The 23,915-nt window shown below is 52.2% G+C and carries 17 protein-coding genes and 2 pseudogenes; 9 read left to right on the top strand and 10 right to left on the bottom strand.

Translation table 11 applies throughout. The features are described from left to right. Positions 1-68 precede the first annotated feature (68 nt). Together Q3A88_RS03670 and Q3A88_RS03665 are read left to right on the top strand one after the other, a co-directional pair. Positions 69-1,052 (top strand): helix-turn-helix transcriptional regulator, encoded by a 984-nt coding sequence (locus Q3A88_RS03670; RefSeq protein WP_014916622.1) that lies wholly within the window; start codon positions 69-71, stop codon positions 1,050-1,052. Positions 1,053-1,159: 107 nt separating this feature from the next. Then, positions 1,160-2,488 carry an MmgE/PrpD family protein gene (locus tag Q3A88_RS03665; RefSeq protein WP_317177415.1) on the top strand — a complete coding sequence of 443 codons (1,329 nt, stop codon included), beginning with the start codon at positions 1,160-1,162 and terminating at the stop codon, positions 2,486-2,488. A 147-nt stretch (positions 2,489-2,635) separates the two neighbouring features. On the opposite strand, the gene Q3A88_RS03660 is transcribed toward Q3A88_RS03665, so the two are convergent. The 4 genes and pseudogenes from Q3A88_RS03660 to Q3A88_RS03645 all read right to left on the bottom strand — a co-directional run. After that, positions 2,636-4,348: a hypothetical protein gene (locus Q3A88_RS03660; protein WP_317177414.1), complete on the bottom strand. Its 1,713-nt coding sequence runs from the start codon at positions 4,346-4,348 to the stop codon at positions 2,636-2,638. Positions 4,349-4,461: 113 nt separating this feature from the next. Further along, positions 4,462-5,640 carry a dienelactone hydrolase family protein gene (locus Q3A88_RS03655; protein ID WP_317177455.1) on the bottom strand — a complete coding sequence of 393 codons (1,179 nt, stop codon included), beginning with the start codon at positions 5,638-5,640 and terminating at the stop codon, positions 4,462-4,464. A 167-nt stretch (positions 5,641-5,807) separates the two neighbouring features. Next, on the bottom strand, positions 5,808-6,518 hold the full coding sequence (locus Q3A88_RS03650; protein WP_239005580.1) for a hypothetical protein: 711 nt from the start codon (positions 6,516-6,518) through the stop codon (positions 5,808-5,810). 116 nt (positions 6,519-6,634) lie between these two features. Next, positions 6,635-6,976: pseudogene (locus tag Q3A88_RS03645) on the bottom strand (MFS transporter); the annotation flags it as partial. Between Q3A88_RS03645 and Q3A88_RS03640 the strand changes: the two are divergent. Further along, positions 6,972-7,455, top strand: a pseudogene (locus Q3A88_RS03640) (LysR family transcriptional regulator); the annotation flags it as partial. The pseudogenes Q3A88_RS03645 and Q3A88_RS03640 overlap by 5 nt on opposite strands. A 62-nt stretch (positions 7,456-7,517) precedes the next feature. Here the strand turns inward: Q3A88_RS03640 and lpdA are convergent. The 4 genes from lpdA to pdhR form a co-directional block, all read right to left on the bottom strand. Continuing rightward, positions 7,518-8,942: a dihydrolipoyl dehydrogenase gene (gene lpdA, locus Q3A88_RS03635; RefSeq protein ID WP_014916629.1), complete on the bottom strand. Its 1,425-nt coding sequence runs from the start codon at positions 8,940-8,942 to the stop codon at positions 7,518-7,520. Between the two features lie 332 nt (positions 8,943-9,274). Then, positions 9,275-11,164 (bottom strand): pyruvate dehydrogenase complex dihydrolipoyllysine-residue acetyltransferase, encoded by a 1,890-nt coding sequence (gene aceF / locus Q3A88_RS03630; protein WP_104212766.1) that lies wholly within the window; start codon positions 11,162-11,164, stop codon positions 9,275-9,277. A gap of 14 nt (positions 11,165-11,178) precedes the next feature. Beyond that, positions 11,179-13,842 carry a pyruvate dehydrogenase (acetyl-transferring), homodimeric type gene (aceE, locus tag Q3A88_RS03625; RefSeq protein WP_014916631.1) on the bottom strand — a complete coding sequence of 888 codons (2,664 nt, stop codon included), beginning with the start codon at positions 13,840-13,842 and terminating at the stop codon, positions 11,179-11,181. Positions 13,843-13,983: 141 nt separating this feature from the next. Beyond that, positions 13,984-14,748 (bottom strand): pyruvate dehydrogenase complex transcriptional repressor PdhR, encoded by a 765-nt coding sequence (gene pdhR / locus Q3A88_RS03620; RefSeq protein WP_010306328.1) that lies wholly within the window; start codon positions 14,746-14,748, stop codon positions 13,984-13,986. A gap of 682 nt (positions 14,749-15,430) precedes the next feature. Here pdhR and Q3A88_RS03615 point away from each other — a divergent pair. The 3 genes from Q3A88_RS03615 (at position 15,431) to Q3A88_RS03605 (ending at position 19,346) form a co-directional block, all read left to right on the top strand. Continuing rightward, the gene (locus Q3A88_RS03615) at positions 15,431-16,789 is read left to right on the top strand and encodes an amino acid permease (protein WP_233990184.1); all 1,359 of its coding nucleotides are present in this window, start codon (positions 15,431-15,433) and stop codon (positions 16,787-16,789) included. 189 nt (positions 16,790-16,978) lie between these two features. Further along, complete coding sequence (locus tag Q3A88_RS03610) at positions 16,979-18,412, top strand: MFS transporter (protein WP_317177413.1); 1,434 nt, start codon at positions 16,979-16,981, stop codon at positions 18,410-18,412. Next, positions 18,390-19,346 carry a family 43 glycosylhydrolase gene (locus Q3A88_RS03605; RefSeq protein ID WP_233990272.1) on the top strand — a complete coding sequence of 319 codons (957 nt, stop codon included), beginning with the start codon at positions 18,390-18,392 and terminating at the stop codon, positions 19,344-19,346. Before Q3A88_RS03610 ends, Q3A88_RS03605 begins: the two co-directional genes overlap by 23 nt. Positions 19,347-19,382: 36 nt before the next feature. On the opposite strand, the gene ampE is transcribed toward Q3A88_RS03605, so the two are convergent. Then, positions 19,383-20,237 carry a beta-lactamase regulator AmpE gene (gene ampE, locus Q3A88_RS03600; protein ID WP_317177412.1) on the bottom strand — a complete coding sequence of 285 codons (855 nt, stop codon included), beginning with the start codon at positions 20,235-20,237 and terminating at the stop codon, positions 19,383-19,385. Continuing rightward, positions 20,237-20,809 (bottom strand): 1,6-anhydro-N-acetylmuramyl-L-alanine amidase AmpD, encoded by a 573-nt coding sequence (ampD, locus tag Q3A88_RS03595; protein WP_039285308.1) that lies wholly within the window; start codon positions 20,807-20,809, stop codon positions 20,237-20,239. The genes ampE and ampD overlap by 1 nt, the downstream gene beginning before the upstream one ends. Positions 20,810-21,245: 436 nt before the next feature. Between ampD and Q3A88_RS03590 the strand changes: the two genes are divergently transcribed. The 3 genes from Q3A88_RS03590 (at position 21,246) to ppdD (ending at position 23,913) form a co-directional block, all read left to right on the top strand. Next, a complete protein-coding gene (locus Q3A88_RS03590; protein WP_039283422.1) occupies positions 21,246-22,106 on the top strand; it encodes a nucleoside-specific channel-forming protein Tsx in 861 nt (286 codons plus the stop codon). Between the two features lie 144 nt (positions 22,107-22,250). Then, a complete protein-coding gene (nadC, locus tag Q3A88_RS03585; protein WP_233990178.1) occupies positions 22,251-23,141 on the top strand; it encodes a carboxylating nicotinate-nucleotide diphosphorylase in 891 nt (296 codons plus the stop codon). 325 nt (positions 23,142-23,466) lie between these two features. Next, on the top strand, positions 23,467-23,913 hold the full coding sequence (gene ppdD / locus Q3A88_RS03580; protein WP_110162402.1) for a prepilin peptidase-dependent pilin: 447 nt from the start codon (positions 23,467-23,469) through the stop codon (positions 23,911-23,913). Positions 23,914-23,915: the final 2 nt, after the last annotated feature.

The raw sequence follows: 23,915 nt of genomic DNA, 5'->3' as shown, positions 1-23,915 counted from the left end.
CAAAATGTTTTGCCAAAGCATCAAAATGGAAGGCGCAGGTCGAAGGGTTTAATCAGGTAGGTAATCACGTGCGCAGCTTCACTCAGTCATCAAAGCCGATCTATAAAGATCACATCGTTCAGCAATCGAGTCTGGTCGCGAATAATTACCGTTTTATCGGCCCTCGGTTGATCGATAACACGCCGGTGCTATTCGGGTCGTTCACTGTCGTACAGCTCAATCCCCATCTGATCCTGCATACCGCGGATGTGATTAATCGTCACAACATGAAAACCCAAAACCTGCTGGATGGCGCAATCAAGCTGGCCATCGTGGTAAGTGGCAATGCGCACATCTCCTTTGGTCATCAGGAACTGCATCTGGGAGAGAAGCAGCCCGCCTCGCTGATTGCGCTGACGGAGCCGACGATGTTTACCCGCATCGGCAAGCGCGATGAATATGAGCGAACGATTACGCTGACGTTCGACAGGGAATGGTTGTACGGCAATATGATGGACACCGTTGGCGACTGGCAGGCTATCCACGATTTCACGCAGACCCATCTGGCGACACACCTGTGGACACCATCCCGGCAGGCGCTGGCGATTGCTTTACAAACGTTGGATGCCGAACCTTGTCAAACGCCCCTCCAGCGCCTGTATCTGGAAATGCAGTGTATGAGCCTGATTATCGAGGCGTTTACTTCATTGACCGCCAGCGTCGCGCAGGAAAAAAGCAGCGGTGTTACCCTGCGCAGCTACCATCGCATTCAACAGGTCAGAGATATGCTGGAAAGCGGCAGCGCCGACCATCTTTCGATGAGTGAAATCGCCAAAAGCGTCAACATGAGCGAAAGCACGCTACAGCGCCATTTTCGTCAGACGTTCAATATGAGCGTGTTTGAATACCTGCGTAACTGCCGTTTGCAGCGCGCCATGCTGGCCTTGCAGAAAGACGGCATCGGCATTGCACAGGCGGCCAGCATCGCCGGTTACAACAGCCCCGCTAACTTTGCCACCGCTCTGCGTCGTGCATTCGGTATCACGCCGGGGCAGCTAAAAGACCGCTTCTGATTCTCAATCACTAATAACCAAATGGAATTTATTATTCCGTTTGGTTATTAATCGCTATTCAGCGATGCGCAGTAAATTAGTGTTTTTCTGCCAGCACATGACTATCCATGACCAATCAGACTGATATCACCGCAACGCTTGCCCACCACATCATCCATAGCGAACCTAATCGAGAAGCGCTAGAGGCCGCACGTAACGGGGTGACTGACTTCGTTTCCACCGCACTTCCCATCGTACAAGGTGCGATTGCCGATAGCGGGCTTGCGCCGTTAAAGCAGGTCTTCAGCGGCACGGACAGCCTGACGCGTAGCCTGATTCTGGGTTATGCAGGACACGTATTGGATTTTGACGATTATCATCCGGCGTTTCGCGGCCACCCCAGCACCGTCATTCTGCCTGCCCTGTTTGCTCTGGCGGCAGAAGATTCCTCCGTCACGGAAGAGGCGTTTTTGACGGCGTATGTGATCGGTGTGGAAGCCGCAGGCAGAATCGGGCTGGCATGCGGCCCGCGTCATTACAGCCTCGGCTACCACAACACGGCGACGCTCGGCGCTATCGCCGCCGCTGCCGCTGCTGCACGTCTGGCTGGCGCGTCGGTAGAACAGACGCAAACCATTCTTGGTCTGGCGGCCACGCAGGCCGCTGGGCTGCGGGCGCAGTTTGGCTCAGCGGTCAAACCGCTACATGCCGGGCTTTCCGCCAGAGCGGGGCTAACCGCCGTCAAGCTGGGCTTGGCGGGCTTCCAGGGCAACGAACAGCAGGTGGTTGACGCCTTTCTTGCGGCGCACGGCGATCAAAAACAGCAGCCGGAGCTGCTGGTTGAAAACTGGGGCGCACCGTGGCGTATGTTGTCTCCCGGTCTGGAGTTCAAGCGCTACCCAACCTGTGGCGGCACCCACAGCGCTGCCGAAGCCGCGTTTGCCCTGCGGGAACGGTGGCATCAGCAGAATGGGGCGGATGCCGATCTGGCCGATGCCATCGAACAGATCACGGTGACTTTCCCACCGGGCGGCGATGTTGCTCCCTTTATCCGTAACGCGACAAACGGTGTAGAAGCCCGGTTCAGCCTGGAATATGTGATTGCGGCGGCACTGATTGAAGGGGAGCTAAAGCTGGCTCATTTTTCAGAGGCCCCGGTTGAAACCACGATCGCCGCGCTGGCGAACCGCGTCATACGCCGCGCCGATGAAACCGCGCCACCCGATGAGCTTGACCCAGAGGCGCGCTTTCATGAGGTGACGCTGTACTTACGTAACGGCAGCACGCTAATCCAGCGCACCACACGTCAGGAAACCTCGGCGCGCCCTACCGATCTCCGCGCCAAGCTGCGGCAAACGATCGGTTCGCTGGCGCATCTCGACAGCAATCAGATCGCCGACCGCTGCGCATTACGGCAGGACGGCGATTTACGCTATTTGCTTGGGCTGTTGTTTTAACAAGACACTGTTTTAGCAAGACACTGGTTTTAGCAGGATGCAGGGATGTGAGTTGCTGTCGATAACCGTCATTATCGACAGCACGATTACTGGTAATACTATTATTGGCAATACCATTGCCGACAACCACCACGCTGTCAGATCGGCTTAATCCGCCTGATGGGAAAGCCATTTCCCTTTTTCATCAAATACCGTCACGCCCGGCACTCTGGAGTAATTCCCTTCCCCCTCTGATTTATAGTGGGTCGCCAGTATATGGGGAGCGCGATAGTCAAAATTGAAATAGCCATCATCAGGATTCTTGACGATCAGCTTGCCCGTGCTGTCGATGAGACCTTCTTCTACCTTGAAGTAGCGATTATCAAGGTTGTTTTTAAATGACGTCGCTTCACCATACGTAAACAGGTTCTTTTTCTCTTGCGCGGAAATAGCCGGGAATCGCGTCACATCAAGCTGACGTAATACATGCAGGAACATCAGACGTTCCAGCGGCGTGCCTGCATCTTTCGGGACTAAAAATTGTAATGTGAGTCCACTTCCCACATTCACATCGTATTCATAGCCGACAAACGCGCTGTCGCCATAAATAAAAAGGTTATCAGCTTCTTTACCTTCGGGGACGATCTCTTTGGTTTCAGCCATGAGTTCAGGAATCGACTGAGGAGCTACCTTAAAATAAACATCGTACTTAAACACTTCCGACGGGAATCGTATTTCAATGCGCGTTTTTGACATGCTCCGTTTAATAAAGCGCTCAGGCTTTTCCATGCGCTGTTCGAGTGCTTTCCAGATAGCCTGATGCATTTCTGCGATCTTAAATTCATCAGCGATCTTTACACCATATTTCGCTTCCAATTCCGGCTGAGACAATGCTAAATCGTACATCGACAATGCCTGCTCGCCGCGGTAACGTTCATCCATCGTACGCAGTACGGCAAACGCGTTGGCTAACGCGACGGTGTCCTCAGCATTCGCTACCCCGATAAAGTAGCGTTGCTTAGCCTCATCATATTGAAAATAGACGGCTTCCAATTTGCCCTGTTGATTATCATATGCCGCGCCGTTTTCCGACTGGAACAACACACCCTTTTGCCCTTCCAGCCACGATGCCAGATTAAAATCCTCTTTTGCCGCGCTAACGGTAAGCAGGTCAAAGTCGGTGTTATGCTGCTTATCCCGATAGGTGTAGATCTGCGTGTCTTTATTTTCCCGATCGATAAGCAGACGCCCCATCTTGCGAATATACATCCCGTGCTCTTGTAGGCTCAGCTTGTCGTACATGCTAAACGGCAGCTTAATCGTGAAATATTCTTCGGGATAAAAGGGGATACCGGGGAAATCATCCATCGGCGCGCGGTTAAATGTTTCTTTCTCTTCAAGAAGCCACGCCTGATAGGCTTTTTTATGTTCTTCAAAACGCTGCTGGATTTTGAGTAAACCGGGTGACTGTTCTTCCGTCTTTTTCAAGACCATGGTGATTTCACAATAATAAAACGCACAGGCAGCGCTTTTATCCGATACGAACGTAACCGTGTTTTTCCCGGTGATGTTTAGCGTGTGCCACATACCGTTGACCCGTATACGGTTGTCTTTCATCTCCTCGGTATATTCGCCATCCTCGTTGTAGTAACTCACCTGCGTCGGCGTCAGATTAAAATAGAGGTCATTTTTAATGCTCTTGAGGTTTTTTGCGATATGTTCCTGAAGGTTATCTCTGTTTTTATTGGCTTCAGGATTTTTACTGTTATCAAACACTACGCTGATATCTTCAACCAGATATTTCCCCTCGCTCAGGGTTTCTTCTCCGTTACAGCCCGACAGCCATAAGGCCATCATGATAATACCCAGGTATTTCTTCATCACTTCATCCCTGTAAAATTAAAAAGCCTCCGAGTGCCGCGGCACGCAGAGGCGAGTCATGCATCAGTAAGCTGATGTTATCAAAAAACTTATTATAATTCAGGCACTGACGGTTAGGGTTTTAGCCATTGGTCCAGAAAGCGAAACACCTCTTCCTGCTGTTCCTGATAGAACACGTGCCCCAGATCAGGCCAGATTTTGGTTTGCAGCTTGCTATCTGCCCGCTGGGATTGCCACACCTTGTGCATTTTGGCGTAAGCATCTTCAACAGATTGCGTCGGGAACAGTTTGTCCTGGCCGCCGTTAAATAGCAGCATCGGTTTTGGTGCAGCTACGCTCGCCACATCGGGGAAATCAAAGCGCGTCGGTTGCCCCGGATGCAGCATATAGAATGATGACTGCCCTCTCAGCACATTGTTACCCGGCGTCATCAGACCGTCATACGTGCCAATCCAGGACACCGCTGCCGTTGCTGCTACCTTGTCGGACAGCGCGGCGAGCTGCCAGGCACGATAGGCACCCATTGAAAAACCCACGACGCCGATGCGTTGTTTATCAACCTGCTCAAGCGATGCCAGAAAGTCCGTCGCCCGCATGTCTTCGTAGGCCATCAGCCCCGCGAGTGAGCGCCCCAGATTAAAGAAATTGCTCGCCAGCGCCTGCTGCTGCTCATACTTGATCGGCCCGCGCGATCCCCAACCTAGCGCATCGACCGCCAACACCACATAGCCCCGCTTCGCGAGTTCATCCCCGACAAAGCGGCCAGTGAAAAACTTATCTGCCCATGCCTGTGCGGAATCGAGCTGTGCGTCATTGCCCCACGGCTTAATCATCTTCTCTTTGCCGATATCAAACTTCGCGCCGTGATCGTGCAGCAGGATCACCGCAGGGTGCAGCCCCGCACTTTTTGGTGTCAGGAGCAACGCGTCTACGCGGCTTTCATCGGTCAGGTTAAAGGCGACTTTCTCCGCCGTATAGCTGCCGCGATCCTGTTTTTCCATCGCCTGCGGGGCAAAGTCTTTGGTGGAATCCGGCGTCAGGAGCAGTGAGCGCAGCGTTTTTCTCGACTGGGCTTGCCACTCGCTAAAATCCGTAAAACGCCCAGATAGCCAGGAATCCGTGTAGGTCATCTGCTGTTTAAGCTGCGGATAAAATGAAGGCAGTCCTTCATCCGTCACCGCCTGATCTGTCGCGGGTTGAATCGTAGGGTTCATATCGTTCGCCATCAGTGAAGGACTGGTCAGCAAAGCCGCCAGTAGCCAGACAGAGGAGCGTAAGGTATTAAGATTCATCATAACCTCAAAAATAAAACGTCGTTTCTTTTTGAGGTTTGATTGTAATTGACGCCGCTAAAAATAAACGGACGGAACGCGCATTCTGCGAAGCCGCAGGCAAAAAAAATCCAGCACCTTTACGGTGCCGGATTATGATTCATCGTAGCAGTAGGCGAAAAATGACATCAGGCTACGGATTCACCTCGTTTACGTTCAGCCACCAGCACAACCCCTTTGCGCGATTCATTCGGTGCAAGGCTCCAGATATCGCTTTCGGGAATACTGCGACCATCATATCGGATTCGTTCTCCGTCATACGGCCAAAACGCACGCTGTTCTGAGTCGAATACAAATACCTGAATACCCACTTCTTTACGCGCCATACGTGCCCACAAGGCTTTCCCACCTGGGAATTGAACGTTATCACTCACCAGCACAATGCCGTCATTAATGAGCGCCTTATACATGGCGCTAGCGACATTGGCGTTTCGTTCACGTTTAGTGACAATCACACCTTCAACCTGAGCAAGAGTGTCATCTACCAGTTGCTGATTTTCGTAATAACCGATGACCGCCAAAATAGTCTCGGTTTCATCATTGCTGTGGCGAGATTTTAGGTCAATCTTTGCGACGACAACATGCCGTAAATCTCCGTTAACGTCATCGGGTTCTCCATATATAGCAACGGCATGATGCCGCTCGTTATGGATATAAATATCCACCGCGCGACCGTTCACACTCGTTTCGCCAATTTTCCGATATTCCCGCGCCATAGTGGCGGGACTATATGACATTGGAAGAATCGCCATATCAAAACTCCCGCTATCGTTGAGTACTGGTGACATTGTAAGCATAGCCTGTTGCTCGTCGTTGGGGACTATCATACCAAACATCATGCACATTTTAGCCAATTTACGCCGCGGCGCTCCCCATAAACATTGCAGCCAGGCGAAACAGGGAAATAGGTTGATTCATCGCAGGCTCACGTGAACAAAAAATCGCACCAGACACCCTAGCGTCGCGTCATAGGGAAGCCGTATTGTCTGGCAGACCACACCACAACGAACGCAATCAATAACAGCACCAACAGCGCCGGAGAGAAAGCAGCAACGCCGAGGCGCTCCAGCAGAACACCACCGATGATACCTCCCCCTGCAATAGCCATGTTCCAGGCGGTAACCAACATAGACTGCGCCACGTCAGTCCCCCCTTCAGCCGTTCTGACAAGAGCCGTCTGGAATAACGTCGCCGCACCGCCGAAGGCTAACCCCCAGACGGCCACTGCCGCATAGACCACAGCTGGTACATCACCTGCCACGCCAAGCGCCAGTACGGACAGGCAGAACAATGCCGCTGGCCGGCTACTGGGCGTGTCAGCGTCTGCGGTTGGCAAAAGCGTCGCACGGCTTGAAGAAAAACTGGGCGTGAGGCTATTTCACCGCAGTACGCACAGCATCACATTGACCGTCAGGCTCACTATTTCTGGCGCGTAGCCGACGAATTCTGGCTGAAATCGAAGCAGCAGAACTGGAGCCGTGGGCGCTACGACTTCCCCCCGGCGAACCAGAGTTGCCATTACCCACCTCGATGGTCTGCAACAACATCGAAACGCGCCTCTGTTTCGCACTGCAAGGGTTGGGGATCGCCTACCTGCCAGACTTCTCCATCCGTGAACCGCTGGCCAGCGGCCATCTACAGCCGATCCTGACCGACTATGTGGAGCGCAGCGGCGTCTTCTATGTGTTGTGGCCTGCCAGCAAACACCCGTCACCAAAAGTACGGGCACTCGTCGATTTCCTCTGCGCGCGAGTGTTTCCCGCCTCTGATGCGTAAAAAAAATCCGGCACCTCTAAAAGGTGCCGGATTGAATTCACGCTATTCGAACCTGAGCGAACTTACTTCTTCTTCGCTTTCGGGTTCGGCAGGTCGGTGATGCTGCCTTCAAAGATTTCAGCCGCCAGACCAACGGACTCATGCAGCGTTGGGTGCGCATGGATGGTCAGTGCGATATCTTCTGCATCACAGCCCATCTCGATCGCCAGACCGATTTCACCTAACAGTTCACCACCGTTAGTACCGACAATCGCACCACCGATAACACGGTGAGTTTCTTTGTCGAAAATCAGTTTGGTCATACCGTCAGCACAGTCAGACGCGATAGCACGGCCAGACGCCGCCCATGGGAAGGTCGCGGTTTCGTAGCTGATGCCTTTCTCTTTCGCTTCTTTCTCAGTCAGACCTACCCAGGCTACTTCCGGTTCGGTATAGGCGATAGAAGGAATCACTTTCGGATCGAAGTAGTGTTTCTTACCGGAGATCACTTCGGCAGCAACGTGGCCTTCATGCACGCCTTTGTGCGCCAGCATCGGCTGACCGACGATGTCGCCGATAGCGTAGATGTGTGGCACGTTGGTGCGCATTTGCTTATCAACGTGGATGAAGCCGCGATCGTCAACTTCCACGCCCGCTTTGCCAGCATCCAGGTTTTTGCCGTTCGGTACACGACCGATAGCAACCAGAACCGCATCGTAACGCTGTGGCTCGGCTGGCGCTTTTTTGCCTTCCATCGTCACATAGATGCCATCTTCTTTGGCTTCTACTGCCGTCACTTTGGTTTCCAGCATCAGGTTGAACTGCTTGCTGATACGCTTGGTGAAGACCTTAACGACATCTTTGTCAGCAGCCGGGATAACCTGATCGAACATTTCAACAACGTCGATCTGTGAACCCAGAGCATGGTAAACGGTACCCATTTCCAGACCGATGATACCGCCGCCCATAACCAGCAGACGTCCTGGGACGCTTTTCAGCTCCAGTGCATCGGTAGAATCCCATACGCGCGGGTCATCATGAGGAATGAAAGGCAGTTGGATTGGACGTGAACCCGCCGCGATAATCGCGTTATCGAAGTTGATCGTCGTTTTACCGTTTTCGCCGTCAACTTCCAGCGTGTTGGCACCTGTGAATTTGCCCAGACCGTTAACCACTTTAACTTTACGGCCTTTCGCCATGCCAGCCAGACCACCGGTCAGTTGGGTGATGACTTTTTCTTTCCACAGACGGATTTTATCAATGTCGGTTTTAGGTTCACCGAACACGATACCGTGTTCTGCCAGTGCTTTGGCTTCTTCAATAACTTTAGCAACGTGCAGCAGGGCTTTGGAAGGGATACAACCCACATTCAGACACACCCCACCCAGCGTGGAGTAGCGCTCTACCAGTACGGTTTCCAGACCCAAATCCGCCGCGCGGAATGCAGCAGAGTAACCCGCGGGGCCGGCACCAAGTACCACTACCTGAGCTTTAATTTCAGTACTCATCATGACCTCTTAATTGATTTCCGGCGGGTCTGTGACGTCACACCCGTCGTCTTTCAAGTGGCAGGTGCGTTAGCATCGTGTCTTCACTCCAGTCACTTACTTGAGTAAGCTCCCAGAGATTCAGCCCCTTGCCGCCTTCCTGCCACCCGAAATCCATAGGGTGTATTTTTAATAACGCCCTCTTCCACCGGGACGTGTCTTTGCCGCAGTAGTTTACAAAATCGTTAACAATTTTGAAACAACAAGCGACTAACGATTTGTCCTTGATCACTGACAGCTGTAACAAATTACAGCTTATCAGAAAAAAGCCGGCCGTCAGGCCGGCTTTTCGATTACATCACCAGACGGCGGATGTCAGACAACATGTTGTTAATGATGGTAATGAAGCGAGCACCATCAGCACCGTCAATGACACGGTGGTCGAAGGACAGAGACATCGGCATCATCAGACGCGGAGTGAACTCTTTACCATTCCAGACCGGTTCCATCGCGGACTTAGACACACCAAGAATAGCGACTTCCGGCGCGTTGACGATCGGCGCAAAGTGCGTAGTCCCGATGCCGCCCAGGCTGGAGATCGTGAAACATCCGCCCTGCATTTCGCCAGCAGTCAGCTTACCATCACGGGCTTTCTTGGAGATCGCCATCAGTTCGCGAGACAGCTCAGTGATGCTCTTCTTGTTCACGTCTTTAAAGACCGGAACCACCAGACCGTTCGGGGTATCAACCGCAACACCGATGTTGATGTATTTCTTCAGCGTCAGACGTTGCGCGTCTTCAGACAGAGAACTGTTGAAGCGTGGCATCTGCTCAAGCGCAGCGGCAACGGCTTTCATGATGAAGACAACTGGGGTGAATTTCACATCCAGTTTGCGCTTCTCAGCTTCGGCGTTCTGCTGTTTACGGAACGCTTCCAGATCGGTGATGTCAGTTTTGTCGAAGTGCGTAACGTGCGGGATCATCACCCAGTTACGGCTCAGGTTAGCACCAGAGATTTTCTGGATGCGGCCCAGTTCCACTTCTTCCACTTCACCAAACTTGCTGAAGTCGACTTTCGGCCATGGCAGCATGCCCGGCAGTCCGCCGCCAGCGGCAGCAGCTGGCGCAGACTCAGCGCGTTTCACTGCATCTTTCACGTAAGCCTGAACGTCTTCGCGCAGGATACGGCCTTTACGACCAGAACCCTTCACTTTCGCCAGATTCACGCCGAATTCACGTGCCAGACGACGGATAACCGGCGTTGCGTGAACGTAAGCATCGTTCTCAGCGAACTCGCTCTTGCCTTCTGCTTTCGCAGCCGGTGCAGCAGCAGGTTTTGCTGCTGGAGCTGGTGCAGCAGGTGCCGCTTCTTGCTTAGCAGTTGGAGCCGCCGCAGGTGCAGCGCCTTCCACTTCGAAGACCATGATCAGTGAACCGGTTTTCACTTTGTCGCCGGTGCTGATTTTGATTTCTTTAACCGTACCCGCGAACGGCGCAGGGACTTCCATTGAAGCCTTGTCGCCTTCTACGGTGATCAGTGATTGCTCAGCGGCGATTTTATCGCCAACTTTAACCATCACTTCAGTCACTTCGACTTCGTCACCGCCGATATCTGGTACGTTAACTTCTTTAGCGGCAGAGGCCGCTGGCGCAGCTGCTGCAGGAGCAGCGGCTTGTGCCGGAGCGGCAGCAGGTGCTGCTCCCGCCACTTCGAATACCATGATCAGAGAACCGGTAGAGACTTTATCGCCGGTGCTGATTTTGATCTCTTTAACCGTACCTGCGAAAGGTGCCGGGACTTCCATAGACGCTTTGTCGCCTTCTACGGTAATCAGAGACTGTTCAGCAGCAACGGTGTCGCCTACTTTAACCAGTACTTCAGTCACTTCGACTTCGTCACCGCCGATATCCGGTACGTTGACGTCTTTCGCTGCCGATGCCGCTGGAGCAGCAGCCGGAGCCGCTTCTTTCTTCTCTTCTGCCTTGGCAGGTGCAGCGTCAGCTGCACCGTCGGCGGAATCGAAAATCATGATCAGTTTGCCAGTTTCAACTTTGTCACCGACAGAGACTTTAATCTCTTTCACGACACCAGCCTGCGGAGAAGGGACTTCCATAGAAGCCTTATCACCTTCAACCGTGATCAGCGATTGTTCAGCTTCAACTTTATCGCCAACCTTCACCAGCACTTCGGTGACTTCAACTTCATCTGCACCGATATCCGGTACGTTGATTTCGATAGCCATGTAATCTTTACCTCTTATGCCAGACGCGGGTTAACTTTATCTGCATCGATGTTGAATTTAGTGATGGCATCAGCAACCACTTTCTTATCGATTTCACCGCGTTTAGCCAGTTCACCCAGAGCCGCAACCACGACGTAAGACGCATCCACTTCGAAGTGGTGACGCAGGTTCTCACGGCTGTCAGAACGACCGAAACCGTCAGTACCCAATACGCGGTAATCGCTAGCTGGGATGAAGTTACGGATTTGCTCAGCAAACAGCTTCATGTAGTCAGTAGATGCCACCGCTGGCGCATCGCTCAGTACCTGAGCCACGTAAGGTACGCGTGGCGTTTCGGTTGGATGCAGCATGTTCCAACGCTCACAATCCTGGCCTTCACGTGCCAGTTCAGTGAAGGACGTCACGCTGAATACGTCAGAACCGATGCCGTAGTCTGTCGCCAGAATCTGAGCCGCTTCACGTACGTGACGCAGGATAGAACCAGAACCCAGCAGCTGCACTTTACCTTTGCTACCTTCAACCGTTTCCAGCTTGTAGATACCCTTACGGATACCTTCTTCTGCACCCTGCGGCATCGCAGGCATGTGGTAGTTCTCGTTCAGCGTGGTGATGTAGTAGTAAATGTTTTCCTGCGCTTCACCGTACATGCGATGCAGACCGTCATGCATGATGACCGCAACTTCGTAGGCAAATGCCGGATCGTAGGAAATACAGTTCGGGATAGTCAGAGACTGAATGTGGCTGTGACCATCTTCGTGCTGCAGACCTTCGCCGTTCAGCGTCGTACGACCGGAAGTACCACCGATCAGGAAGCCACGAGCCTGTTGGTCACCCGCTGCCCAGCACAGGTCGCCGATACGTTGGAAACCGAACATGGAGTAGTAGATGTAGAACGGGATCATCGGCAGGTTGTTGGTGCTGTAAGACGTTGCCGCCGCCAGCCAGGATGAACCTGCACCCAGTTCGTTGATACCTTCCTGCAGAATCTGACCTTTCTGGTCTTCTTTGTAGTAAGCAACTTGCTCACGGTCCTGCGGGGTGTACTGCTGGCCTTTCGGGCTATAAATACCGATCTGGCGGAACAGACCTTCCATACCAAAGGTACGCGCTTCGTCAGCGATGATTGGAACCAGACGATCTTTGATAGATTGGTTCTTCAGCATCACGTTCAGGGCACGTACAAACGCGATAGTGGTAGAGATTTCTTTGTTCTGCTCTTCCAGCAGGGTGCTGAAATCTTCCAGCGTTGGCAGTTCCAGCTTCTCATCAAAGTTCGGCTGACGAGACGGCAGGTAGCCACCCAGCGCCTGACGACGCTCGTGCAGGTATTTGTACTCTTCAGACTCTTTATCGAAAGTAATGTACGGCAGTTTTTCGATATCAGCATCAGACACTGGCACGTTGAAGCGGTCGCGGAAGTAACGCACGCCATCCATGTTAACTTTCTTAACCTGGTGAGCGATGTTCTTACCTTCAGCCGCGTCGCCCATACCATAGCCTTTAATGGTATGTGCCAGAATAACGGTTGGTTTGCCTTTGGTGTCCTGCGCTTTTTTCAGTGCAGCGTAGACTTTCTTCGGATCGTGACCACCACGGTTCAGTGACCAAATTTGATCGTCGGTCCAGTCTTTAACCAGTTCTGCCGTCTCCGGGTATTTACCGAAGAAGTGCTCACGCACATAGGCACCGTTTTTGGATTTGAAGGTCTGGTAGTCACCGTCAACGGTTTCTTCCATCAGTTGGATCAGTTTACCGCTGGTGTCTTTACGCAGCAGTTCGTCCCAACGGTCGCCCCACATGACTTTGATCACATCCCAGCCAGCGCCGCTGAAGATACCTTCCAGCTCGTTGATGATCTTACCATTACCAGTAACCGGACCATCCAGACGCTGCAGGTTACAGTTGATGACGAACACCAGGTTGTCCAGTTTTTCACGGGTCGCGATAGTGATCGCACCTTTGGATTCTGGTTCGTCCATTTCACCGTCGCCCAGGAAGGCATAAACGGTTTGCTTAGAAGTATCTTTCAGACCACGGTTTTCCAGATACTTCAGGAATTTAGCTTGGTAGATAGCACCGATCGGGCCCAGACCCATAGATACGGTCGGGAACTGCCAGAAATCTGGCATCAGTTTAGGGTGCGGATAAGAAGACAGACCGTTACCGTGAACTTCCTGACGGAAATTGTTCATCTGATCTTCGGTCAGGCGGCCTTCAAGGAAGGCACGAGCGTAAACGCCCGGAGAAATGTGGCCCTGGAAGTAGACCAGGTCGCCGCCGTCCTGCGCAGTGCGAGCACGGAAGAAGTGGTTAAAGCACACTTCATAGAAAGTGGCGGAAGACTGGAAAGAAGCCATGTGGCCGCCCAGATCCAGATCCTTTTTAGAAGCACGCAGCACTGTCATGATCGCGTTCCAGCGGATTGCTGAGCGAATACGACGTTCCAGATCCAGATTACCAGGGTACTCCGGCTCGTCTTCCACTGCGATGGTGTTGATGTATTGACGTGCAGCTGTACCAGCAGCAACGCTGACACCGCCTTTACGTGCTTCACTCAGAACCTGATCAATCAGGAACTGGGCGCGTTCAACACCCTCTTCACGGATGACCGATTCGATCGCCTGCAGCCAGTCGCGGGTTTCGATCGGATCCACGTCATTATTTAAACGATCTGACATGGTTATTCCTTATCTTCTCTAATCAGTTAGTTTATGGAGCCTGTCTTCCTGCATTCTGACTCAGGTTTCGTCCTAAGCAAAACGCATGAAGACAGGCTCATCGTCGTCATTACCGCATTCAGAGCCCCAAATTACGGATGCTCAATCCCTGCGTTGCTGGAGCCGACGCAGCGATCTCTCGCGCCGACTATGTTCCCGGTTAAGATCCAGCAATACTTCCTCAATAAACGCCAGATGACGGTGTGATGCTTCGCGCGCCTTTTCCGGCTCACGGGCAACAATCGCCTCAAAAATGCTGGCGCGATGAATGCTAACCTGAGCCAACACTTCACGGCTCAAATAAAGCAATTCAAAATTCTGCCTCACGTTCTGTTCGAGCATCGGCCCCATACAGCGCACCAAATGCAGCAACACCACATTATGCGTGGCTTCTGTTACAGCAACCTGATACTGCATAACGGCTTCTGACTCGGCGTCCAGATCGCCCGCTTCCCTCGCCTTCTCAATCACGGCATGACAATCCCGGATACGCTGCAGATCCGACTCTGTGCCACGCAACGCAGCATAGTAGGCAGCAATGCCTTCCAGCGCATGACGCGTTTCCAGAAGATCGAACTGTGATTCGGGATGTGTGCTCAGTAATTCTGCCAGCGGATCGCTGACGCTTTGCCATAGATTGGCTTGAACGAAGGTACCACCACCCTGACGGCGCAAAAGGAGACCTTTGGCTTCCAGGCGTTGAATGGCTTCTCTCAGAGAAGGGCGGGAAACATCGAACTGTTTTGCCAGTTCGCGCTCCGGTGGGAGCTTCTCGCCGGGGCGCAAGGTTCCCTCAAGGATCAGAAACTCCAGCTGCTGTTCAATCACATCTGACAGTTTGGGCTGACGGATCTTGCTGTATGCCATAGTGGATTCTTCTCTGCGAATGGCGCGGAGTCAATTGGTAATACCAATTTCAAAAACGTGACGCTAAAGTAACAAAGTATTCACCTTCTGTCCATAAGGACCTTGAGCTAAATCACCAATCCCACCAGATTTTAACAAATGCACGAGAAACATGCGGCAAAGTGATAGCCCGCCTGTGGTATTACCATTAATCCCCACTGTCTATATTTTAACTTTTTTGAAACGTAAAGCAGGCATTGCTGAACCGTTTAAATACGAAAATAGTGAATTTAAATGCACAAAATAAGGTTTTTTATTCTTATAAGTGAAGCGTAGTTATCCGCAACTTCACATCGTGGTAAACAGCATTTTACAGCAGGGATAAAGAGATAATAAAAGGGAGTAAAACTAAAGGAGTAGCAGCCCCCTTCTCCCCTGAAAAATCCTCTCTCAATTTTCTCGTCATCAGGCTCTTAATCAGGGAAAGGTAAAATTTTTGATGTGGCGATAGTTTTTAATTATCAGACGATAAGAAATCAGTGCAATCTTGCGTACTTACCACTATTCTCTGCCAAACGGTAGCGGTTTTCTTATTTTAAGAAATACCGATCCGTAAAAATAAAATTACACAAACGTATAGTCACTAATACGCGTGTTCGTTCACACCGTGTTTTTTACTTGCACTGGCAGAGGGTTAAATTTGATGGATAATCAACAAACGGACGGCACGCTAAAGCGTGGTTTGAAAAACCGTCATATTCAGTTGATTGCCTTGGGTGGCGCGGTAGGTACTGGCCTCTTTCTTGGTATTGCGCAGACAATCAAAATGGCCGGGCCATCGGTCCTGTTAGGCTATGCGATTGGCGGCCTGATCGCGTTTCTCATTATGCGCCAACTGGGCGAGATGGTGGTTGAAGAGCCGGTAGCCGGATCGTTCAGCCACTTTGCCTATAAATACTGGGGCGATTTCGCGGGCTTTGCATCGGGATGGAACTACTGGGTGCTGTATGTGCTGGTCGCCATGGCCGAGCTCAGCGCCGTGGGGATTTACGTCCAGTACTGGTGGCCAGACATTCCGACCTGGGTATCCGCCGCCGTCTTCTTCCTGCTGATTAACGCCATCAATCTGGCGAACGTCAAAGTCTACGGTGAGATGGAATTCTGGTTTGCCATCATCAAAGTCGTCGCGATTATTGGCATGATCGTCTTCGGTGGCTGGCTGCTGTTCAGCGGTACGGGCGGGCCGGAAGCGACCGTAACCAACCTGTGGGCGCAGGGCGGGTTCTTCCCGAACGGCGTGCTCGGTCTGGTGATGGCGATGGCGGTGATCATGTTCTCATTTGGCGGGCTGGAACTGGTGGGGATTACCGCAGCAGAAGCGGATGACCCAGAGAAAAGCATTCCACGCGCGACCAATCAGGTTATCTATCGCATCCTGATTTTCTACATCGGTTCACTCGCTATCCTGCTGTCACTGTACCCGTGGGGCAAGGTTGTAGAAGGCGGTAGTCCGTTCGTCATGATCTTCCATGAACTGAACAGCAACGTCGTAGCGACAGTGCTGAACATCGTGGTACTGACCGCAGCGCTGTCCGTTTACAACAGCTGCGTGTATTGCAACAGCCGCATGCTGTTCGGTCTGGCGAAACAGGGTAACGGACCGAAAGTACTGAAAACTGTCGATGCGCGTGGCGTTCCGGTTGTTGCTATCGGTATCTCCGCGCTGGCGACGGCGCTGTGCGTCCTGATCAACTACCTTATTCCCGGAAAAGCGTTCGAGCTGCTGATGGCGCTGGTCGTGTCGGCTCTTGTGATTAACTGGGCGATGATCAGTCTGGCGCACCTGAAGTTCCGTGCGCAAAAGGACAAAGAAGGTACGGTGACCAAATTTAAAGCGCTGCTTTATCCGCTGGGCAACTATATCTGCCTGCTGTTCCTGGCCGGCATATTGGTCATCATGTTCCTGACGCCAGGCATTCAGATTTCCGTCATGCTGATTCCGGTCTGGCTGGTTATTCTGGCCGTGGGCTACTTTATCAAAAAGAAAAATCAGGCGACGTAAGCCTAAGCCTCAGCGTTCACCACATCCTTTTCCATGGCCGACTCTGTCGGCCATTTTCATATTTGCAACGTCCATCACACTTTGCCCCACCCAACCCGTTTGTCCATTTTTGCAACCGATTTCATACGCTCTTTTATCCCTATCGAGAGGAATAATCGTGCTTACACGTTAAGCACAGGAGTCGTATTCATGAAGAACAACGCACTGTCCGTTAAAGAAAAGATCGGCTACGGAATGGGTGATGCAGGATGCAACATGATTGGCGGGGCCATCATGCTATTTCTGAGCTACTTCTACACTGATATCTATGGGCTCTCGCCTGCTTTAGTGGGCACCCTGCTACTTTCCATTCGCGTCATCGATGCCGTCACGGACCCGATTATGGGCGCGATCGCCGATCGCACCCAAAGCCGCTGGGGTCGTTTTCGGCCTTATCTGCTTTGGGTCTGCGTGCCCTACGTTCTGTTCAGCGTCCTCATGTTTACCACGCCGGATTGGAGCTACAACGGCAAAGTCATCTACGCTTTCGTCACCTATTTTCTGATGTCGCTGACGTACACCGCCATCAACATCCCCTACTGCTCACTGGGCGGCGTGATCACCGCCGATCCGCATGAGCGGGTTTCTTGTCAGTCATACCGCTTCATCATGGTCGGTATCGCCACGCTCATCCTCTCTTCGACGCTGCTGCCTATGGCTGAGTGGTTCGGCGGCGAGGACAAAGCGCGCGGCTACCAAATGTCGATGGGCGTGATGGCGATCATTGCCCTATTCATGTTTCTATTTTGCTTTGCTACCGTTCAGGAGCGAATTAAACCCGCCATCCCCACCAACGATGCGCTGAAAGCGGACCTGCGAGACGTCTGGAAAAACGACCAATGGCCGCGCATTCTGCTGTTAACCCTGTGCAACGTCTGTCCCGGATTTATCCGCATGGCAGCCACGATGTACTACGTCACGTGGGTGATGGGAAAGTCCGCCTCATTCGCCAGCCTGTTTATCAGCCTCGGCGTGGTTGGCATGATGTTCGGCAGCGCATTGGCGAAACCCCTGACCGACCGTTTCTGTAAACTGAAAGTGTTTTTCTGGGTCAACATCGCGCTAGCGATCTTCTCCAGCACCTTCTATTTCTTCAACCCTCACCTGACCAGCTTTATTCTGGTGATGTACTTCCTGCTGAACGTCCTGCACCAGATCCCGTCCCCGCTTCACTGGTCGCTGATGGCCGATGTGGATGACTATGGCGAGTGGAAAACTGGCAAGCGAATCACTGGGATCAGCTTCTCAGGCAATCTGTTCTTCCTGAAGGTCGGGCTGGCGATTGCGGGGGCGATGGTCGGCTTCCTGCTGTCCTACTATGGTTATGATGCCAATGCTCCACAGCAAAATGCAGAAGCCATGAACGGCATCATTATGTTGTTCACCCTCATTCCGGGCATAGGCTATTTGATTACCGCAGGCGTTGTGCGTTTGCTGAAGGTCGATCGCCAGCTCATGCAGCAAATACAAATCGATCTGGAAAAACGCCGTAATAACTATCGGGAACTGAGCGAGAGCCGCGACAGTCAATCACTCAACGTCAAAAGAGGAGGAGAGAATGATGAACCCACATCAATGGCCTAACCCACTGATTGAACAACGGGCTGACCCTTTCATTCTTCGCCACACGGATGGACAATATTATTTTATTGCCTCAGTACCGGAATACAATCGGCTCGAAATTCGCCGGGCCAGTTCGCTGGAGGCGCTTGCCCACGCGACCCCGGTGACAATCTGGCGCAAGCATGAACGCGGCCCGTTAAGTGCGCTGATTTGGGCACCGGAACTGCACGTGATTCATGGTAAGTGGTATGTCTATTTCGCCGCTGCGCCGACGGAAGACATCAAAGACGGCTTATTCCAGCACCGCATGTTTGCGCTGGAATGTGCAGACAGCGACCCGCTAAAAGGCAACTGGGTAGAAAGAGGCCGGATTTGTACGCAATTCGATACCTTCTCGCTGGATGCCACCCACTTTGAACATAAAGGCAAACGCTACTATCTGTGGGCGCAAAAAGATCCCGCTATTTCTGGTAATTCGAATCTGTATCTGGCGGAAATGGAAAATCCGTGGACGCTGAAAGGCACGCCGGTCATGTTGAGCAAGCCGGAGCTACCGTGGGAAGTGATGGGTTTTAAAGTCAACGAAGGGCCCGCCGTCATTAAGCACGGCGAACGTCTCTTCATCACCTATTCCGCCAGCGCCACCGATGAAAATTACTGTATCGGCTTACTGTGGGCGAACGCAGACAGCGATCTGTTGAACCCGACAAGCTGGCATAAATCGCAGCAGCCGGTCTTTACCACCAGCCGAGCAAACCGGCAGTTTGGGCCAGGCCATAATAGCTTTACGCAAACAGAAACGGGCGAAGACATTCTGGTTTACCACGCCCGCAACTACACGGAGATCGAAGGCGACCCGCTGTATGACCCGAATCGCCATACGCGGATTAAAACCTTCACCTGGGATCGTGACGGAATGCCCGTGTTCGGCGAACCGCCCGCTGACAGACAATAAGCGAGAAACGGTTGCGCTGGGACGCCCAACGGGAAATTAAACCAGCGCACCGTATATCGTCAGGAGCGCGACGACGACCACTAATACCAGCGTCACCTTTTTCGCCAGCGTCACAGCGGCTTTGGGCGTCTCCACAGGCTCAACGTGGGATTCACGCGCGAGAGAAAATTGAGCCAGTTGAGTCAACACCCAATACTGTGAACTGCGAGAATCCCCCAGCGAAGCGAACCAGGCTGGCAGCGCTTTCTCGCCGTGCCCCAGCAGTGCGTAAGCGGCACCCGCCAAGCGTGCGGGGATCCAATCAAGCCAATGCAGTAAACTATCGACGCCAGACTGCGCGCGCTCCAGCGGGGTGTGGTGGCGGGCAAGCCAGGTTTGGCTGGCGCGTAAAAATGCATACCCCGTTAGCGCAATCGGCCCGTAGGGTCCAGCAGCGATAAACCAGAACAGCGGCGCTAAATAAAACCGGAAATTTATCCACAGCAGCGCATTTTGCAGCTCTTTCAGTTGCTCTCCTTCTCCCGTACCAACGGGCAAACCATGAATCAGCGCCAGTTCAGCCGCCATTTCCCGACTGGCATCCGCCTCGCCGCGCTGTGCCGCCTGCAAATAGCGCCGATAGTGCTGACGGATTTCACCCGCACCAATGCACATCAGGCTGATGACAATCCACAGCAGAAGAGAAATCAGGCCAAACAGAATACCGCTCGTGAGCCACAGCAAGCACGCCACGATGCCCATGCTGCAGAGCGTCAGGAACAGCGTTTGCAATAAAGATGGAGACGGCACGTGCCGGAATACGACCTCAAGCCGATGATCGATCTGCCAGTGCTCGCCCTGTTTGAACAAGCGTTCCCATGCCAGCGTAAGCAACAGTGTAAACAGCGTCATTAATCCAGACTCCCTTTGTTCTCTGTCCCGTTTTCTTGTAGCAGACGATGATAGCCGTCCCAGTCAAATGCCGGTCCGGGGTCGGTTTTACGGCCCGGTGCGATGTCGCTGTGTCCGGTAATTCGCGATAGCGTAATAGGATAGGCCTGCATTAGCAGGCGTGTAATCGCCACCAGCGAGTGATACTGCTGCGCGGTAAAAGGCAGCGTATCCGTCCCTTCCAGCTCAATGCCAATAGAGAAATCATTACAGCGTTCCCGACCTTCAAACACCGAAACACCCGCATGCCAGGCGCGCTGATCGAAAGGCACATACTGGGTGATTTGCCCATCGCGGCGAATCAGGCAGTGTGCCGCGACGCGTAAATGGGAAATATCGGCGAAATAAGGATGCGCAGTGGGATCCAACGTCGCCGTAAACAGTTGATCAATATACGGACCGCCAAACTCGCCAGGCGGCAGACTAATATTGTGGATCACCAGTAGGGAAGGCACCTCATCATTCGGGCGGCCATCATAATGCGGTGAAGGCGTGTGTGTAATGTCGGATAACCAGCCATTTTCCAAAAGCATCGGCGATAACCTCGCATCGTATCGTTTGCCGGCTGAATCAGGCGAAAACTCAATTTCAGGAGTAAAAACAACGTCAGTGTAAAAACCATTGTAGCCAAAAGTCCTTGTATCCAAGATACCATGTTTCACGCCATGCTATCTATTCAACTGGGTATCAATAGGTTTTACCGTTTGTTTTGTGATATTCCCGTCGTTTTCCTGCCTGAACACAATCCCGATACGTTTTTTAGTAAGGTGAAATTCCTAACACCATTATGTGATTAAAATCACATTACAAATGTAATAGCACAATAAAAGGCAATCGTTTTCGTGCATTGCGTCTATTTTTACTTAAAATGCATGACAAAATTATCTTCTGATTTTTTTAGATATTACCAAAACTTATTTTGCGGTCTTACGTACGACGTAAATAACGTCTAACACTATGGTACTTAACATGAAAAAAACTTTCGCCGCAGGCGCTTTACTCGCACTGTCATGCTCAATGCCTGCTCTTGCCGACAGCAATAAAGCCGAATACCTGTCCGACTGGTGGCACCAGAGCATTAACGTCGTCGGGAGCGCCCACACGCGTTTCGGACCGCAACTGAACAGCACGACTTACCTGGAATACGAAGCCTTTGCGCGTAAAGACTGGTTCGATTTCTACGGCTACGCCGATGCGCCTAAGTTTTTTGGTGGCGATCCCGACAGCCGTGGCATTTGGGACAAAGGCTCTCCGCTGTTTGTCGAGATCGAACCACGCTTCTCAATTGATAAACTGACGGGCGCTGATCTGAGCTTTGGTCCGTTTAAAGAGTGGTACATCGCCAATAACGTTATTTACGATCAGGGTCGCAACAGCGGTTCACGCCAGAGTACCTGGTACATGGGCTTAGGCACCGATATTGATACCGGCACCGACCTGTCTCTGTCAGTGAACGGCTATGCAAAATACCAATGGCAGAACTACGGCGCCGCTAACGAAAACGAGTGGGACGGCTACCGTGTAAAAGTGAAATACTCTTACCCACTGGGTTCGATGCTGGGCGGCAACGTCTCGTATATCAGCTTCACCAATTTCGATTTTGGCTCAGAACTGCGTGATAAATCGAACTCAAGCCGCACCAACAATTCCATTGCCTCCAGCCATATTTTGGCGCTGGGCTACGACCACTGGCACTACTCTTTCGTCGCGCGTTATTTCCACAACGGCGGCCAATGGGCTGATGGCGCAGAACTCAATTTCGGCAAAGGCCCGTTTGAAGTGAAATCTACCGGCTGGGGCTACTATCTGGTCGTCGGTTACAACTTCTAAAATCGCTTCCTCTTTCCGGCGACCACGGATGTTCGCCGGAAGACTCATAACAGTAACAGATTGAATTGTAATAAGTATTCATTCTGGATGTCCTGATATAAACAAGGTAGCATAGACCTCCGAATCCCCCTTCGGAGTTTTGTCATGTCAACGCGTCGCTACAGTCAGGAACAACGCCAACAAGCCTTGCTCGCTCGTATTGCACAAGATATCCCCGCCAGCGTGCAACTGGCCTTGCGTGAAGATTTAGGTGGCATCGTCGATGCTAATCAAGATATTACCGCGCTTCTGCTCCCCGACAACGAGACCGCCAGCGCACGCATTATCACGCGTGAAGCAGGTATATTCTGCGGCACACGCTGGCTTGAGGAAGTCTTTTCTCAATTAGGCAATACAACAACGATCGTCTGGCACGTTGCCGATGGCGACGCTATCACGCCCAACCAAACGCTGTGTGACATCACAGGCCCAGCCAAACAGCTCCTGACAGGTGAACGCACGGCGCTGAATTTCCTGCAAACGCTGTCCGGCGTCGCCACTGAAGTCAGCCGCTATGTTGCCGTATTACAGGGAACACGTACTCGACTGCTGGATACACGCAAGACGCTGCCTGGGCTGAGAACCGCGCTGAAATACGCCGTATCATGCGGTGGCGGAGACAACCATCGACTTGGCCTATCCGATGCCTTCCTGATCAAGGAAAACCATATTATCGCCGCGGGTTCAATCAAAAATGCGGTAGAAAAAGCACAGTCTCTGCGCAGCGATGTTCCGGTAGAAGTTGAGGTCGAATCACTGAACGAATTACAGCAAGCGCTGGAAGCGGGCGCCGATATCATCATGCTGGATAATTTCAGTCTGGATAACATCCGGGAAGCCGTTAACACTACGCAAGGCAGCGCGCTGCTGGAGATATCCGGTAATGTCACCCTCGACACGCTGCGTGGCTATGCGGAAACGGGCGTAGACTATATCTCCGTGGGGGCGTTAACCAAGCACGTACAGGCACTGGATTTATCCATGCGCTTCGTCTAACCGCTCTTCTATTTCTATCGGCGAGGTGCTATTTCGCACCTCGTTCACCTCTCGACATCTCATCCTCTCGCACACCACCGTAACAACACAAACGACAAATCCCGCGCGGACTTGCTGTCCCGACAGCGTGAAAATTGCGTCTCTGCTCGCAAAAAATTTTCAATCCTCTGCAAATCGCTAAAAACATGTCGTGGCGCTTTCCTGTTTCACATTTCCCTGCTCGTCAGCCTTCGCTCCCTTTTCTATGCTGCCGCCATCCGTATGGATTTATGTACCGCAACATTTATACGCCACAAAATTTATATGCAACAACAGGGAAATCAACATGACAACACAACAAGGATTTACGCTGATTGAGCTGATGATCGTTATTGCGATCGTCGCCATCCTCAGCGCTATTGGCGTACCGGCTTATCAAGGCTATCTGCAAAAAGCAGCGCTAACGGACATGCTGCAGACGATGGTGTCTTATAAAACGCCTGTCGATCTCTGTGGTCTGGAAAATGCCGCGTTTACGGCCTGCAATGCAGGTAGTCAGGGCATTCCGGGTAGCAAATCTTCACGCTATGTCAGCGCCGTTAGCGTCGCTCAAGGCGTGATTACGCTGACTGGCCAATCCACCCTGCAAGGGCTGCGCGTTGTTCTGACGCCAACGTGGGATACCGAAATCGGCGCTTCACGCTGGACGAAAAGCTGTGCCACGGATGACAGTACAGAAAGGCTGCAATCCGCCTGTCAGGACGTTTTCCGTTTCGATAATACGGCAGGCTAATC

It is taken from the genome of Pectobacterium sp. HCp5_1 (assembly GCF_032905925.1).
Taxonomy (GTDB): Bacteria; Pseudomonadota; Gammaproteobacteria; order Enterobacterales; family Enterobacteriaceae; genus Pectobacterium; species Pectobacterium brasiliense_A.
The sequence above is the reverse complement of the archived record's forward strand: the minus strand, read 5'-3'. Positions and strand labels throughout refer to the sequence as shown.

Bases quoted from the DNA above. Each gene is read 5' to 3' on its own strand.
- ampD (WP_039285308.1), bottom strand. From the start codon at position 20,809: ATGCTTTTGGAAAATGGCTGGTTATCCGACATTACACACACGCCTTCA.
- Q3A88_RS03655 (WP_317177455.1), bottom strand. From the start codon at position 5,640: ATGAATCTTAATACCTTACGCTCCTCTGTCTGGCTACTGGCGGCTTTG.
- Q3A88_RS03665 (WP_317177415.1), top strand. From the start codon at position 1,160: ATGACCAATCAGACTGATATCACCGCAACGCTTGCCCACCACATCATC.
- aceF (WP_104212766.1), bottom strand. From the start codon at position 11,164: ATGGCTATCGAAATCAACGTACCGGATATCGGTGCAGATGAAGTTGAA.
- Q3A88_RS03590 (WP_039283422.1), top strand. From the start codon at position 21,246: ATGAAAAAAACTTTCGCCGCAGGCGCTTTACTCGCACTGTCATGCTCA.
- aceE (WP_014916631.1), bottom strand. From the start codon at position 13,842: ATGTCAGATCGTTTAAATAATGACGTGGATCCGATCGAAACCCGCGAC.
- Q3A88_RS03615 (WP_233990184.1), top strand. From the start codon at position 15,431: ATGGATAATCAACAAACGGACGGCACGCTAAAGCGTGGTTTGAAAAAC.
- Q3A88_RS03610 (WP_317177413.1), top strand. From the start codon at position 16,979: ATGAAGAACAACGCACTGTCCGTTAAAGAAAAGATCGGCTACGGAATG.
- Q3A88_RS03660 (WP_317177414.1), bottom strand. From the start codon at position 4,348: ATGAAGAAATACCTGGGTATTATCATGATGGCCTTATGGCTGTCGGGC.
- ampE (WP_317177412.1), bottom strand. From the start codon at position 20,237: ATGACGCTGTTTACACTGTTGCTTACGCTGGCATGGGAACGCTTGTTC.
- nadC (WP_233990178.1), top strand. From the start codon at position 22,251: ATGTCAACGCGTCGCTACAGTCAGGAACAACGCCAACAAGCCTTGCTC.
- Q3A88_RS03605 (WP_233990272.1), top strand. From the start codon at position 18,390: ATGAACCCACATCAATGGCCTAACCCACTGATTGAACAACGGGCTGAC.
- Q3A88_RS03650 (WP_239005580.1), bottom strand. From the start codon at position 6,518: ATGATGTTTGGTATGATAGTCCCCAACGACGAGCAACAGGCTATGCTT.
- ppdD (WP_110162402.1), top strand. From the start codon at position 23,467: ATGACAACACAACAAGGATTTACGCTGATTGAGCTGATGATCGTTATT.
- pdhR (WP_010306328.1), bottom strand. From the start codon at position 14,748: ATGGCATACAGCAAGATCCGTCAGCCCAAACTGTCAGATGTGATTGAA.
- lpdA (WP_014916629.1), bottom strand. From the start codon at position 8,942: ATGAGTACTGAAATTAAAGCTCAGGTAGTGGTACTTGGTGCCGGCCCC.